Source organism: Streptomyces sp. NPDC051136 (assembly GCF_044455745.1).
GTDB lineage: Bacteria > Actinomycetota > Actinomycetes > Streptomycetales > Streptomycetaceae > Streptomyces.
In genome coordinates this window covers 334650-347982 of the sequence record NZ_JBITFE010000007.1, presented here as the reverse complement: position 1 = coordinate 347982, position 13333 = coordinate 334650, and the positions used below count along the sequence as shown (strand labels likewise).

The following is a 13333-nucleotide window of genomic DNA, read 5'->3' as shown; positions in this document are numbered from 1 at the left end:
GTGCCATGGGGGTGCGCCGGTGCACGCCCAGCGCGTCGAGCGGGCGTGCTCGCCGCCGCCGTGATCCGTGCTGTGCGCCAGGGAAGGGAACGGCCGCTGACTGTCCACCACCTCAACCAGCTTCTGCTCGTCTGCTCGCTCGTCCTGCTCATCGCCGTGGCGGCGGTCCGGATCTCCTCGCGCAGCGGGCTCCCCAGTCTGCTCGTCTACCTGGCCATCGGCGTCGCCATGGGCCAGGACGGCATCGGCGACATCAGGTTCGACGACGCCGAACTCGTCCAGGTCATCGGTTACGGGGCCCTGGTCGTGATCCTGGCCGAGGGCGGACTCGGCACGAAGTGGAAGGAGGCGAAACCGGCCCTGCCGGCCGCCTCCGCACTGGCCCTGGCCGGAGTCGCGGTGAGCGTCGGCGTGACCGCGACGGGCGCGCACTACCTGACGGGGCTGGAGTGGCGGCAGGCGCTCATCATCGGGGCCGTGGTCTCCTCCACGGACGCCGCGGCCGTCTTCTCCGTGCTGCGCCGGATCCCGCTGCCGAAGCGGATAACGGGCACGCTGGAGGCCGAGTCCGGCTTCAACGACGCCCCGGTGGTCATCCTCGTGGTCGCCTTCTCCACGGCGGGCCCCATCGAGCACTGGTACGTGCTGATCGGGGAGATCGCCCTGGAACTGGCCATCGGCGCGGCCATCGGCCTCGCGGTGGGCTGGCTGGGGTCCTGGGGTCTCAAGCGCGTGGCGCTGCCCGCCTCCGGCCTCTATCCCATCGCCGTCCTGTCGATCGCCATCGCCGCCTACGCGGCCGGCGCGATCGCCCACGGCAGCGGCTTCCTCGCCGTCTACCTCGCCTCGATGGTCATGGGCAACGCGCGGCTGCCGCACTGGCCCGCCACCCGGGGGTTCGCGGACGGGCTCGGCTGGCTCGCCCAGATCGGCATGTTCGTGCTGCTCGGCCTGCTGGTCACCCCGCACGAACTGGGCGACGACATCCTGCCCGCCCTGGTCATCGGCCTGGTGCTCACCATGGTCGCGCGCCCGCTGAGCGTCGTGCTGTGCCTGGCGCCCTTCCGGGTGCCGTGGCAGGAGCAGGCCCTGATGTCGTGGGCCGGGCTGCGCGGCGCGGTGCCCATCATCCTGGCGACGATCCCCATGGTGGAGGGCGTCACCGGCAGCCACCGCATCTTCAACATCGTCTTCGTGCTGGTCGTCGTCTACACCCTGGTCCAGGGCCCGACGCTGCCGTGGCTGGCCCGCAAGCTGCGCCTGGGCACCGGGGACGAGGCCGCCGACCTGGGCATCGAGTCGGCCCCCCTGGAGCGGCTGCGCGGGCACCTGCTGTCGGTGACGATCCCGGAGGGTTCCAGGATGCACGGCGTCGAGGTCAACGAGCTGCGGCTGCCCACCGGCGCCGCCGTCACGCTGGTCGTCCGCGACGGGACGTCCTTCGTGCCGCTGCCGACCACGGGGCTGCGGCGCGGGGACGAGCTGCTGGTGGTCGCCACCGACCCCGTCCGAGACGCCGCCGAGGAGCGGCTGCGTGCGGTCGGCCACGGCGGCAAGCTGGCCGGCTGGCTGGGCACCGGAGGCACCGAGGGCGCCCGCGGCAATCGCAGGTGAGCGGATGAGGGGTGCTCCCTTTCACAGGTCGCACCCCTCCCACCCCCTGTACGATGAAGGCCGCACCTGATCGAACCACCTCTGTCTGAAGCAGAGCTGGCGCGACCGTATGGCGGTCGGATCGCCCCCTCATCCACGCGGGCTCCGGCATCTACCGCAGTCCGCGCAAGTGGACAGCTCTCGGCGCTCCCGCACGACGACCACCACGAAGCGGGGCGGCGCTACCAGGCGGCAGAAAGGCACGGGCCGTGGCATCCACGGTCACCCGTCCGGGATACGGGCAGCTGCTGCGCACCCGCGGCGTCTGGACGTTCCTCCTCCCCGGCTTCGCGGCACGCCAGCCGTTCGCCATGCTCACGCTCTCCATCGTGCTGCTGGTGCAGCACACCACCGGCTCCTACGGGGTGGCCGGCGCCGCCGCGGCCGTCACCGGCGTCTCCATGGCCCTGTTCGCCCCCTACAGCGGCCGGCTCGCCGACCGCCACGGGCAGCGCACCGTCCTGCTGCCCGGTGTCCTCGTGCACGCGGCGTCCGGGCTGACCCTGACCGTCCTCGCGCTCGCGGACGCCCCCCTGTGGGCGCTTTTCCTCGCGGCGGTGCCCACCGGTGCCTCGGTGCCGCAGGTCGGTCCCATGGTCCGGGCCCGCTGGGGCGTGCGGCTCAAGGACTCCCCGCTGCTGAGCACCGCGGCCGCCTTCGAGTCCGTCACCGACGAGCTGACCTTCGTCCTCGGCCCCCTGCTGGCGACCGCCCTGTGCACGGCCGTCGACCCCGCCGCCGGCCTGGTCACGGAGGCCGCGCTCACCCTGGTGGGCGGACTGCTGTTCGCCGCGCAGAAGAGCACCCAGCCGAAGGTCGGCGGCGCAAGCGAGGAGCACGCGCGCGTGGAGCACGTGTCCGCGCTGCGCGTCCCCGGCGTCCGGGTCCTGATCGTCGCCTTCCTGGGCATCGGCTCCGTCTTCGGCGGCATGCAGGTGTCGCTGGCGGCGTTCACCGAGTCGATCGGCGAGCCCGGTCTCAACGGCGTCCTGTACGGCGTCTTCGCGGCGGGCAACATGATCTCCGGCCTGGCCTGCGGCGCCATCGCCTGGAAGGTGGCCCCGCAGCGCCGCCTCCTGGTCGGCTACACCGCCCTCGCGCTGACCGCGTCGGGCCTGTGGGCCGCGCACTCGGTGCTCGTGCTGGCCGGCCTCGGACTGCTCGTTGGCATGTGCGTCGCGCCCGCCATCGTCACCGGCTACACCCTGGTCGAGGGCCTGGTCCCGGCGGGCGCCCGCACCGAGGCCTTCACCTGGCTGACCGGCGCGGTGGCGCTGGGCCAGGCGGCGGCCGTGACGGTCGCCGGACAGCTGGAGGACCGCTTCCGGGAGGGCGCCGGGTTCCTGGTGCCGATGGGCGGCACGGTCCTCGCCCTCGCGGTCCTGGTGACGCTGCGCTCGCGGCTGGCGACCCGGCCCCAGGGCCGGACGGTCGCACGTGGTGTCGGTCACCGCGCGCCCGCCACAGTGGACTGATCCCGAGGAATAGGTCACTATAGACCGTCGTTAGCACTCATCGAGTGAGAGTGCCAGGAGGAAGACAGTGCCGACGTACCAGTACCAGTGCACCGAGTGCGGCGAGGGCCTCGAGGCGGTGCAGAAGTTCACCGACGACGCCCTCACCGAGTGCCCGAACTGCCAGGGTCGCCTGAAGAAGGTGTTCTCGGCGGTCGGCATCGTCTTCAAGGGCTCCGGCTTCTATCGCAACGACAGCCGCGGCAGCTCGTCGAGCAGCTCGCCCGCGTCGTCGTCCGCCAAGAGCGCGGCGTCCTCGGCCTCCTCGTCGTCGGACTCGGGTTCGTCCTCGTCCTCTTCGGGCTCCGGCTCGTCGTCGGGTTCGAGCAGCTCCTCCGCCGGCACCACCGCCGCGTAGGACCCTCCGGCCCACCGCCGCGCGGGACCAGTTCTTACGGGACCCTGTCGTCGTCCGACGACGGGGTCCTCGGCGTTGCCGGGGGCGGTTAGGGTGCGGGCATGGCGAACAAGGTGAACACCGGGAACGGGCCCGACCGGCACGCGGGGGCGGAGGACGCGCGCGTGGAGAGCGCGGCCGGGGACGCGCGGGCCGAGATCGGCGTGATCGGCGGCTCCGGGTTCTACTCGTTCCTCGACGACGTCACCGAGGTCCGGGTGGACACCCCATACGGGCCGCCCAGTGACTCCCTCTTCCTCGGCGAGGTCGCCGGCCGGCGCGTCGCCTTCCTCCCCCGGCACGGTCGCGGCCACCATCTGCCGCCGCACCGGATCAACTACCGCGCCAACCTGTGGGCGCTGCGTTCGGTGGGCGCCCGCCAGGTCTTCGGCCCGTGCGCGGTCGGCGGCCTGCGCCCCGAGTACGGTCCGGGCACGCTGCTGGTGCCGGACCAGTTCGTCGACCGTACGAAGTCCCGCCCGTCGACCTACTTCGACGGGCTGCCGACCCCCGACGGCTCGGTGCCCAACGTGGTGCACGTGTCGCTGGCCGACCCGTACTGCCCCACGGGGCGGGCCGCCGCCCTGAAGGCCGCCCGGGGGCGGGACTGGGAACCGGTGGACGGCGGCACCCTGGTCGTGGTCGAGGGGCCCCGCTTCGGGACCCGGGCGGAATCGCGGTGGCACCGGGCCCAGGGCTGGTCGGTGGTGGGCATGACCGGCCACCCGGAGGCGGCACTCGCCCGTGAACTGGAGCTCTGCTACACCTCGCTGACTCTCGTGACCGACCTCGACGCCGGTGCGGAGAGCGGCGAGGGCGTGTCGCACGAGGAGGTGCTGCGGGTGTTCGCGGCGAACGTGGACCGGCTGCGGAGCGTGCTGTTCGACGCGGTGGCCGCGCTGCCGGAGACCGGTGCGCGGGACTGCCCGTGCGGGGCGGCGCTGGGCGGGATGGATCCGGGGATCGCGCTGCCGTAGCGGCGCCTGGGGCCGTCGGAGGAGGGCGAGAGGACGGTGGTGGAGGAGGAGAGGACGGTGGCGGAGGAGGAGAGGGTGGTGGTGGAGGAGCAGACGGAGGAGCGGAACGTCTCGTTCCGGTGAGGGAGTTGTCCACAACCGGCCGGTGGTCCACGGGCCTCGGCGGGAGTCGGCGGAAAGCCTCATCGTGGGAGCGTAAGCCGGTCCCTCGTCACAGGTGGTGGTCACCGTGTTCCCTCCCGCCCTGCCCTTTCCGCCCGCCCTGCCCTCTCCCGTCCCGCCCGGCGGCGTCACGTCCGACGCCGTCACGTCCGGCGCCGACCCGTTCCCCGGCCCGCTTCCGCCCGGCACCGACGCGCCGGCCACCTGCGAGGTGCCGCACTTCGCCCCGGTGCGGGTGCGCGGCGGGCGCCATGGGCTGTACCGGCTCGTGCGTCACCGGCGGCGGGCCCTCGCCGTCGGGCTGGCCGTCACGGCCGCGGCGCTGGTGGCGGCGGGCCCGCACCGGGGGGCCGACGGGCAGCAGACGCAGCGGGCGCGCGGGCATCCGGTGGCCGAGCCGGTGGGCGAGCGGCGCGCCACCCGCCTCGTGGCGGCGCCGGTGCGCATCGCCGACGCCGCCACGGTGCGGCTGCTCAGGCCGGGCGACCGTGTCGACGTCGTCGCGACCGGGGACGGCGGTGCGGGCGACGCCTCGGTGCTCGCACGCGGGGTGCGGGTGACGAGGGTGCCGGAATCCGTGGAGGACTCGGCGGCGGGCGGCGCGCTGATCGTCGTGTCGGTGCCGCGTGCCACCGCCCACCGGCTGGTCGGCGCCGCTACCACGGCACGGTTGGCGGTGACCTTGTGCTGAGCCCGTCACGTCGCTCGTTCGAGGGCCCGGATTGGACAGGACGGCGCAACGCTGTCGTAGGTTGCGGAGCGTTTGGTACCTACACCTGTTCAAGCGAGGAGAGCTCCCCCCGTGAGCGAGAAGAACGAGCCGAGCGTGTGGCAGGGCTTCAAGGCCTTCCTGATGCGCGGGAACGTCATCGACCTGGCGGTCGCGGTCGTCATCGGCGCCGCCTTCACCAAGATCGTCAACTCGGTGGTGGAGGGGGTCATCAACCCACTGGTCGGAGCGTTCGGCACACAGAGTCTCGACGCCTACAGCTCCTGCCTGAAGGCCCCGTGCACCGGGACGGGCGACAGCGCGACGGGCGTGCGCATCCTGTGGGGCCACGTGCTGGGCGCGACGCTCACGTTCCTGATCACCGCGGCCGTCGTCTACTTCCTGATGGTGCTGCCCATGTCGAAGTACCTGGCCCGGCAGGAGGCCCGGCGCAAGGCGAAGGAGAGCACCCAGGAGGTCATCGAGGTCTCCGAGCTGGAGGTGCTCAAGGAGATCCGCGACGCGCTGGTCGCCCAGCGCGGTTCGGGGCACGACCGCTCGTAGGGCTCGCGGCGGCCGCTCAGAGGTGGTGGGGCGGCTTCTCGTCGAGGAAGCGCTTGAGGTCGGCCGCGCTGTCGCCCTCGGGCCGCTCGCCCCAGCCGCGGTCGGTGTCGTCCGAGGTCTGCTGGTCCAGCGGGTCGTCGAAGACCAGCGCCGGCCGGGGCGCACGGGGCTCGGGTTCGGGGGCGGTACTCATGACTCCAGGGTACGGCTCGCACCCTGGACGAGGCCCCGTCCACGGCCCCGGAGCCCCGCCCGTCCGGCCGACCTGGGAGATGTACCTGTTTCGTACGGTTCGTCGGGTGGGTGAGGGCAGCCCGCGAGCACATCCGCGCCGTCTCTGCTGTGCTGTGAGCCATGACGTCCCCTCCTCCTTCCACGAGCGCACCCACCGGACCGCCGTCCGACGGCCACCCTCCGGTGCGCCGGCTGAAGGCCCGGCACCGGCACGAGCCGCACCGCGTCGCCACACCGCTGGAGCTCTTCTTCGACCTGTGTTTCGTCGTCGCCATCGCCCAGGCGGGCGTGCAACTGGTGCACGCCGTCGCCGAGGGGCATACCGGCGAAGGCGTCCTGAACTACGCGATGGTCTTCTTCGCCATCTGGTGGGCGTGGATGAACTTCACCTGGTTCGCCTCGGCGTACGACAACGACGACGTCCTCTACCGGGTCGTCACGCTGGTCCAGATCGCCGGGGTGCTGGTCCTGGCGGCCGGGGTGTCCCGGGCCTTCGAGGAGCACGACTGGACGGCCGTCGTCATCGGCTACGTGATCATGCGGATCGCCATGGCGGCACAGTGGCTCAGGGCGGCCCGGTCCGCGGCGCCGCCGGAGAGCACCATGGCCCGGAGGTACTCCGCCGGGGTGCTGATCTGCCAGCTGGGCTGGCTGGGGCTGCTGATCGTGCCGGAGGGCGGCCGGGGCTGGCTGTTCCTGGTGATGGTGGTGCTGGAGCTGTGCGTGCCGGCGTTCGCCGAGGGCGGGCACCCGTCGTCCTGGCATCCGCACCACATCGCCGAGCGGTACGGGCTGCTCACGATCATCGTGCTCGGCGAGACCATCGCCGCGGCCACGGTCGCGGTGAAGTCCGGCATCGAGGAGAACGACGCGCTGGGCGAGGTGCTGCCGATCGCCGCGGGCGGACTGCTGATCGTCTTCGCGGCCTGGTGGATCTACTTCGTCGTGCCCGTCCACAGCTATCTGCGCTCCAGCAGGCAGGCCTTCCTGTGGGGTTACGGCCACTACCTGGTGTTCGCCTCGGCGGCGGCCATCGGGGCGGGTCTGGAGGTGGCGGTGGAGCAGGCCGTGGGCAAGGCACACCTCTCGACGCTCGCCGCGTCCGCGGCGGTGACCGTGCCGACGGCGGTGTTCCTGCTCACGGTGTGGACGCTGCACGCCCGGCACTTCAAGGTCGGCGTCGCCGAGCAGCTCGTGCTGCCGACGGCCGCGCTGCTGGTGATCGGCTGCACCTTCCTCGGCGACGAGGCGGTGCTCCTGGCGGGGATCGTGTCCGCGCTGGCCGTGGCGGCCGGAGTGGCCCTGACGGCACGGCGGACGGAACGCGAGCGCAGGACGGCGGCGCCGGCCGCCTGAAGCACCCTCGGGGCCCGCCGGGTCCCGTGTCGCCGTCGGCGACTGGACCACACTGGCCGCATGACAGTTGACGCATTGACGGACGTCGCCGGCCTGTCGGTGGGGCACGAGACGCGCGCCGGGGGCGGCTGGCTGACCGGGACGACGGTGGTGCTCGCGCCGGAGGGCGGGGCGGTCGCCGCCGTGGACGTGCGCGGCGGCGGCCCCGGCACCAAGGAGACCGACGCCCTCGACCCGCGCAACCTCGTGCAGAGGGTCCAGGCGGTGGTGCTGACCGGCGGCAGCGCGTACGGGCTCGACGCGGCCTCGGGAGTGATGGCCTGGCTGGAGGAGCGGGGCCGCGGGGTGCGGGTCGGCCCGGACCCGGCGCACGTGGTGCCGGTGGTGCCGGCGGCCTGCGTCTTCGACCTGGGGCGCGGGGGCGACTTCCGGGCCAGGCCGGACGCGGCCACCGGATACGCGGCGGCCGCGGCGGCGCACGCGAGCGCGCCGGGCGCCGAGGTGACCGAGGGGTGTGTCGGGGCGGGCACCGGCGCCGTGGTCGGCACCCTGAAGGGCGGGGTCGGCACGGCGAGCACGGTGCTGGAGTCGGGGATCACGGTGGCGGCGCTGGTGGTGGCCAACGCGGCGGGATCGGTGACGGATCCGGAGACGGGGGTGCTGTACGGGGAGTTGTTCCGGGGTGGGCGCGTGGCGTACCCGGCGCCGGACGTCCACGAGGCCGCGGGGCGCCGGCTGGCCGAGGTCGCGGCGAGGAACGCGCCGCCTCCGCTGAACACCACGCTCGCCGTCGTCGCCACCGACGCCGACCTGTCCAAGGCGCAGGCGCAGAAGCTGGCCGGCACCGCCCACGACGGCATCGCACGTGCCGTACGGCCGGTGCATCTGCTCAGCGACGGGGACACGGTGTTCGCCCTCGCCACCGGAGAGCGTCCGCTCGACGCCGGACAGCCGCTCGCGCTGAACGAGGTGCTGGCGGCGGGTGCGGACGTGGTGACGCGCGCGATCGTGCGGGCGGTGCGGGCCGCCGAGCCGGTGGACGGTCCGGGCGGGGCCTGGCCCTCGTACGGGGAGTTGTACGGACGGACTCCGGGGAGGGCGTGAGGTGGTGTGCGGACAGGTGCGAGAGGAGGTGTACGGGCGGCTGTGCGGGGCGGGTTGAGGCGTCCGCGTTGCGATTGTCCGGGTTTTGTCACGCGTCGGCGCTCAAGGCGGCCGGCGGGAACCTCGGGGGCCGCCGCCCCCCCTCTACCCGGCTGAAGCGAACACCGTCACAACACCCGAACCTGGAGCAGCCCGTGACAAGGCCGGACATAGCCACGCGGCGCGTACTGGGGGCCTGTGCCGCCCTGGTGGTCGGCGCCCTCACTCTCACCGCCTGCGGTGGAAGCGCCAGTGCCGACGACAAGCGGGACGGCAAGGGCGGTGCCGGGTCCGCCGACACCTCGGTCGCGAAGCTCGTCATCTCGGCCAAGGACGGGTCGACCGGCGCCTCGGTCAACTCGACGGGTGTGAAGGTCAGCGACGGCAAGCTGACCGACGTGCGGATGACCGTGGCGGAGACGGGTGCCGCCGTGCCGGGCGCGGTGTCCGGCGACGGAGGCAGCTGGAAGCCGAAGGAGCGGTTGGAGCGGGGCACCAAGTACCGGATCACGGCGCGGGCCGAGGACGCCGACGGCCGCACGGCCGCCGCCGACTCGGTCTTCACGACCGTCTCGCCGGCAAACAGTTTCGTCGGCACGTACACCCCGGACGGCGGCAGCACGGTCGGGGTGGGGATGCCGGTGTCGTTCACGTTCGACAAGGCGATCACCGACCGGAAGAGCGTGCAGTCGCACATCACGGTCACCTCCAGCAGCGGGCAGAAGGTGGTCGGGCACTGGTTCGGCGGGCAGCGGCTCGACTTCCGGCCCGAGGAGTACTGGAAGGCCGGTTCCAAGGTCACCATGAAGATCGACCTGGACGGGGTGGAGGGTGCTAACGGCCTCTACGGCGTGCAGAAGAAGACCGTCACCTTCACCGTGGGCCGCGCACAGGTCTCCACGGTCGACGTGAACACGCAGACCATGACGGTGGTACGCGACGGCGAGACGCTCAAGTCGGTCCCCATCTCGGCGGGCAGCGCCTCGAACCCGACGTACAACGGGCAGATGGTGATCTCGGAGAAGTCCGAGCAGACGCGCATGAACGGGTCGACGGTCGGCTTCGGCGGCGAGTACGACATCCCGGACGTGCCGCACGCGATGCGGCTGAGCCAGTCGGGCACCTTCATCCACGGCAACTACTGGTACAGCCGCGGTAACCCGCCCTTCGGCGCCCAGGGCACCAGCCACGGCTGCGTCGGCCTGGCGGACGCCCAGGGGGCGCAGGGCGACACCCCGGGCAAGTGGTTCTACGACAACTCGCTCGTCGGCGACGTGGTGATCGTCAAGAACTCCCCGGACGACACGATCGCGCCGGACAACGGCCTCAACGGCTGGAACATGCCCTGGAGCGAGTGGACCGCGGGAGACGCGGGCACAACGACCTGACCGGTCGGGACGGCTTCTGACCAGCGGATTTTGACGGTTCGTCGGGACGCGCGGGAACATTTCGCGCGGCCCCCGCGTTTTTCGTGCGTACGTTTTCTCGGTTCCCGGACATGATGTCCGACCGAGGGGCTACGGTATGCACCCACAAGGTGACATGCAGCAACGCCGGGAGAAACCTTGAGCGTTCCGTACGAGACGGCAGCGTACGAACCACCCGAGTCGCCGGAGTCTCCGGAGGAGCACCTGATGCGGCTGCTCGGACGTGCCCTGAACTCCTTCGAGCTGCCGGACGAGATCCTGCGGCGGCTGGACTGCGCGCTGGCGCACGACGGTTCACTGCACTCCGCGCACCACAGCGCGGGGCTGCACCGCGAGACCTACCGCCACACCTGGCTGCTCGCCGACGGATCCGCCCTCACGCTGTGGGAGCTGGTCCACAACACCACCCCGGGCAGCGAGCCCCGGCACGAGGTCTTCGTGGACGAGGAGGAGTTGCGCGCGGCCGGTTCCCGGCTCGGGCTGCCGCCCGAGACTCCCGACTTCGAGCTGCCGGTGCAGGTGCAGCTGTCGCCGGTCCCCAGCCCGCGTCACGCCTACGTTCCCGAGGCCTCCGCGGACCACGCCCGCCGGCTGCTGCGCCGCGCGGAGAACACGGACCGGCCGGGGCCCGCCCTCGCCGCCCGGTTGTCGACGGCGTGCGGGCACCGGATCACCCAGGCCTTCGGCGGTCCGGGCCGCGCGGGCCGCGCCCGGGTCGGCTTCTCGCTCTACGAGCACGCGTTCCTGCTGCGTGACGGCGCCGAGGTCTCCCTGTGGGAGGTCGAGCACACGGCCACGCCGGACGGACGGCACATGTGCGAGGTGTACGACAGCGAGGACACGGCCCGCCGGGCGATGGAGCGGCGCGCGGCGCGGGTGACCCCGTAGGCGCGGGTGCCCCCGTGGCGCGCCCCGCTCCCGTCAGGTCCCTTGCGCGGCCACGGCCGGCTTCGGTTCCGGCGCCGGGCCCGGGTGGTCCGCTCCCGCGTCCGTCCCCGGGGCCGTCGCTCCGGACGCCGGCCTGCGCAGCCCCTTGAGGACGATCACCAGGGCCGTGGTGACACACACCCCGGCGGCGACGGCGACCAGGTAGAGCAGCGGGTTGCCGATCAGCGGGACCACGAAGATGCCGCCGTGCGGGGCGCGCAGCGTCGCGCCGAAGGACATCGACAGGGCGCCGGTGACCGCGCCGCCCACCATCGAGGACGGGATGACGCGCAGCGGGTCGGCCGCGGCGAACGGGATGGCTCCCTCGGAGATGAAGGAGGCGCCCAGGACCCAGGCGGCCTTGCCGTTCTCGCGCTCGGTGGCGTTGAAGAGCCGGCCGCGCACGGTGGTGGCCAGGGCCATCGCCAGCGGCGGGACCATGCCGGCCGCCATCACCGCCGCCATGATCTTCATCGCGGAGTCGCTGGGGTCGGCGACGGCGATGCCGGCGGTGGCGAAGGCGTAGGCGACCTTGTTGACCGGGCCGCCGAGGTCGAAGCACATCATCAGGCCGAGCAGCGCGCCGAGCAGGATCGCGTTGGTGCCGGACAGCCCGCTCAGCCAGTCGGTCATCCCCGACTGCGCCGAGGCGATGGGCTTGCCGATCACCACGAACATCAGGAATCCGACGACCGCCGCCGAGATCAGCGGGATCACCACCACCGGCATGATGCCGCGCAGCGCCTTCGGTATCCGCACGCGCTGGATCGCCAGCACCACCGCACCGGAAATCAGACCGGCCGCCAGGCCGCCGAGGAAACCGGCGTTGACGGTGAGTGCGATCGAGCCGCCGACGAAGCCGGGGACCAGGCCCGGCCGGTCGGCCATGCCGTAGGCGATGTAGCCGGCCAGCACCGGGACGAGGAAGGCGAAGGCCACGCCGCCGATCTGGAACAGCAGCGCGCCCCAGCTGTCCGCCTGGGTCCACACGAAGTGCTCCGTCACGGCGGGCGCCTTGTTGATCTCGTAGCCGCCGATCGCGAAGCCGAGGGCGATCAGCAGACCGCCCGCGGCGACGAAGGGGACCATGTAACTGACGCCGGACATCAGCCACTTGCGCAGCTTGGTGCCGTAGCCCTCACCGGACTCCCCGCCGCGCTCGACGGGTGTCGTCCCGTCCGCGCCGCCCCGGCCGCCGGCGGCCGCCGTGACCTCACCGCGGGCCGCCTTCTCGCGGACCTCGCCGATCAGCGCGCCGGGCCGGTTGATGGCCGCCTTGACGCCGGTGTCGACGGTGGGCTTCCCGGCGAAGCGGTCCTGGTCGCGTACGGCCACGTCGTGGGCGAGGATCACGCCGTCCGCGGCCGCGATCACCGCCGGGTCGAGCCGGGTGAATCCGGCCGAGCCCTGGGTCTCGACGACGATCTCGACACCCTCCTCGCGGCCGGCGTTCTCCAGCGACTCGGCCGCCATGTAGGTGTGCGCGATGCCGGTGGGGCAGGAGGTGACGGCGACGATCCGGAACGGCCGCGCGGACCCGGTGGGTTCGGACGCCCCGGCCGGTCCCGGCACCTCGGCCGGTCCGGGTGCCCCGGCCGGTCCCGGCGTCGCGGGCGTCGCGGGCGTCGCGGGCGTCGCGGCGCTGTCGACCGTGGCGGCCCCGGCGGAGGCCGCCGCCGGGGTCGCCACGGAGTCCTGGCCGTCTTCCGAACCCACCTCGTCGGCACCGGCGTCACCGGCACCGCCCGGCTCCTCCCCGCGGATCAGTGCCGCGGCGGCGGCCGTGCTGTCCGCCGAGCGCAGCGCCGCGGTGAACTCGGCGTTCATCAGCTGCCGGGCCAGCGAGGAGAGGATCGTCAGGTGGGCGTCGTCGGCGCCCGCCGGAGCGGCGATCAGGAAGATCAGGTCAGCCGGTCCGTCCGCCGCCCCGAAGTCGACGCCGGCCGCACTGCGCCCGAAGGCGAGGGTCGGCTCGGTGACGTGCTCGCTGCGGCAGTGCGGGATGCCGATGCCACCGTCGAGGCCGGTCGGCATCTGCGCCTCACGGGCGGCCACGTCGGCGAGGAAGCCCTTCAGGTCGGTCACCCGGCCCAGGGCCGCCATCCGCTGCGCGAGGGCACGCGCCGCCTCTTCCTTGGTGTCGGCGGACAGGTCGAGGTCGACCAGGTCCGCGGTGATCATGTCGCTCATCGCGGGCTCCTTAGCTCGCGTATCGCCCGGACCGTGGGGTGAGGGGCGGGGGCGGGGAGGGGGACGGGGGCACAGCGGTG

At 73.0% G+C, this 13333-nt stretch carries 12 protein-coding genes; 10 read left to right on the top strand and 2 right to left on the bottom strand.

Going from position 1 to position 13333, the window contains the following annotated elements; genetic code table 11:
• The first annotated feature begins 72 nt into the window (after nucleotides 1-72).
• The 6 genes from ACIBCJ_RS22135 to mscL all read left to right on the top strand — a co-directional run bounded on the left by ACIBCJ_RS22135 (nucleotide 73) and on the right by mscL (nucleotide 5976).
• Nucleotides 73-1614, top strand: a complete 1542-nt coding sequence (locus ACIBCJ_RS22135; RefSeq protein WP_393530082.1) for a potassium/proton antiporter — start codon at nucleotides 73-75, stop codon at nucleotides 1612-1614.
• A gap of 248 nt (nucleotides 1615-1862) precedes the next feature.
• Entirely contained in the window at nucleotides 1863-3128 is a 1266-nt protein-coding gene (locus ACIBCJ_RS22130; protein WP_365980699.1) for an MFS transporter, read from the top strand.
• Between the two features lie 67 nt (nucleotides 3129-3195).
• Complete coding sequence (locus tag ACIBCJ_RS22125) at nucleotides 3196-3525, top strand: FmdB family zinc ribbon protein (protein WP_362097602.1); 330 nt, start codon at nucleotides 3196-3198, stop codon at nucleotides 3523-3525.
• Nucleotides 3526-3626: 101 nt separating this feature from the next.
• Nucleotides 3627-4541 (top strand): S-methyl-5'-thioadenosine phosphorylase, encoded by a 915-nt coding sequence (locus tag ACIBCJ_RS22120; protein WP_365980700.1) that lies wholly within the window; start codon nucleotides 3627-3629, stop codon nucleotides 4539-4541.
• A gap of 229 nt (nucleotides 4542-4770) precedes the next feature.
• Nucleotides 4771-5394, top strand: a complete 624-nt coding sequence (locus ACIBCJ_RS22115; protein WP_399283009.1) for a hypothetical protein — start codon at nucleotides 4771-4773, stop codon at nucleotides 5392-5394.
• 111 nt (nucleotides 5395-5505) lie between these two features.
• Complete coding sequence (gene mscL, locus ACIBCJ_RS22110; protein ID WP_362097599.1) at nucleotides 5506-5976, top strand: large conductance mechanosensitive channel protein MscL; 471 nt, start codon at nucleotides 5506-5508, stop codon at nucleotides 5974-5976.
• 16 nt (nucleotides 5977-5992) lie between these two features.
• On the opposite strand, the gene ACIBCJ_RS22105 is transcribed toward mscL, so the two are convergent.
• The gene (locus ACIBCJ_RS22105; protein WP_122617522.1) at nucleotides 5993-6169 is read right to left on the bottom strand and encodes a hypothetical protein; all 177 of its coding nucleotides are present in this window, start codon (nucleotides 6167-6169) and stop codon (nucleotides 5993-5995) included.
• Between the two features lie 161 nt (nucleotides 6170-6330).
• Here ACIBCJ_RS22105 and ACIBCJ_RS22100 point away from each other — a divergent pair, with 161 nt between their 5' ends.
• From ACIBCJ_RS22100 to ACIBCJ_RS22085, 4 genes are all read left to right on the top strand, one after another.
• Nucleotides 6331-7566, top strand: coding sequence for a low temperature requirement protein A (locus ACIBCJ_RS22100; protein WP_365980701.1), 1236 nt, complete (start codon nucleotides 6331-6333; stop codon nucleotides 7564-7566).
• Nucleotides 7567-7626: 60 nt separating this feature from the next.
• Nucleotides 7627-8670: a P1 family peptidase gene (locus ACIBCJ_RS22095; protein WP_365980702.1), complete on the top strand. Its 1044-nt coding sequence runs from the start codon at nucleotides 7627-7629 to the stop codon at nucleotides 8668-8670.
• Between the two features lie 194 nt (nucleotides 8671-8864).
• Complete coding sequence (locus tag ACIBCJ_RS22090; protein ID WP_362097589.1) at nucleotides 8865-10097, top strand: Ig-like domain-containing protein; 1233 nt, start codon at nucleotides 8865-8867, stop codon at nucleotides 10095-10097.
• 177 nt (nucleotides 10098-10274) lie between these two features.
• Nucleotides 10275-11024, top strand: a complete 750-nt coding sequence (locus ACIBCJ_RS22085) for a DUF6227 family protein (protein ID WP_362097585.1) — start codon at nucleotides 10275-10277, stop codon at nucleotides 11022-11024.
• A gap of 33 nt (nucleotides 11025-11057) precedes the next feature.
• Here the strand turns inward: ACIBCJ_RS22085 and ACIBCJ_RS22080 are convergent, their stop codons facing one another.
• Nucleotides 11058-13253, bottom strand: coding sequence for a fructose-specific PTS transporter subunit EIIC (locus ACIBCJ_RS22080; RefSeq protein WP_365980703.1), 2196 nt, complete (start codon nucleotides 13251-13253; stop codon nucleotides 11058-11060).
• Between the last annotated feature and the right edge of the window lie 80 nt (nucleotides 13254-13333).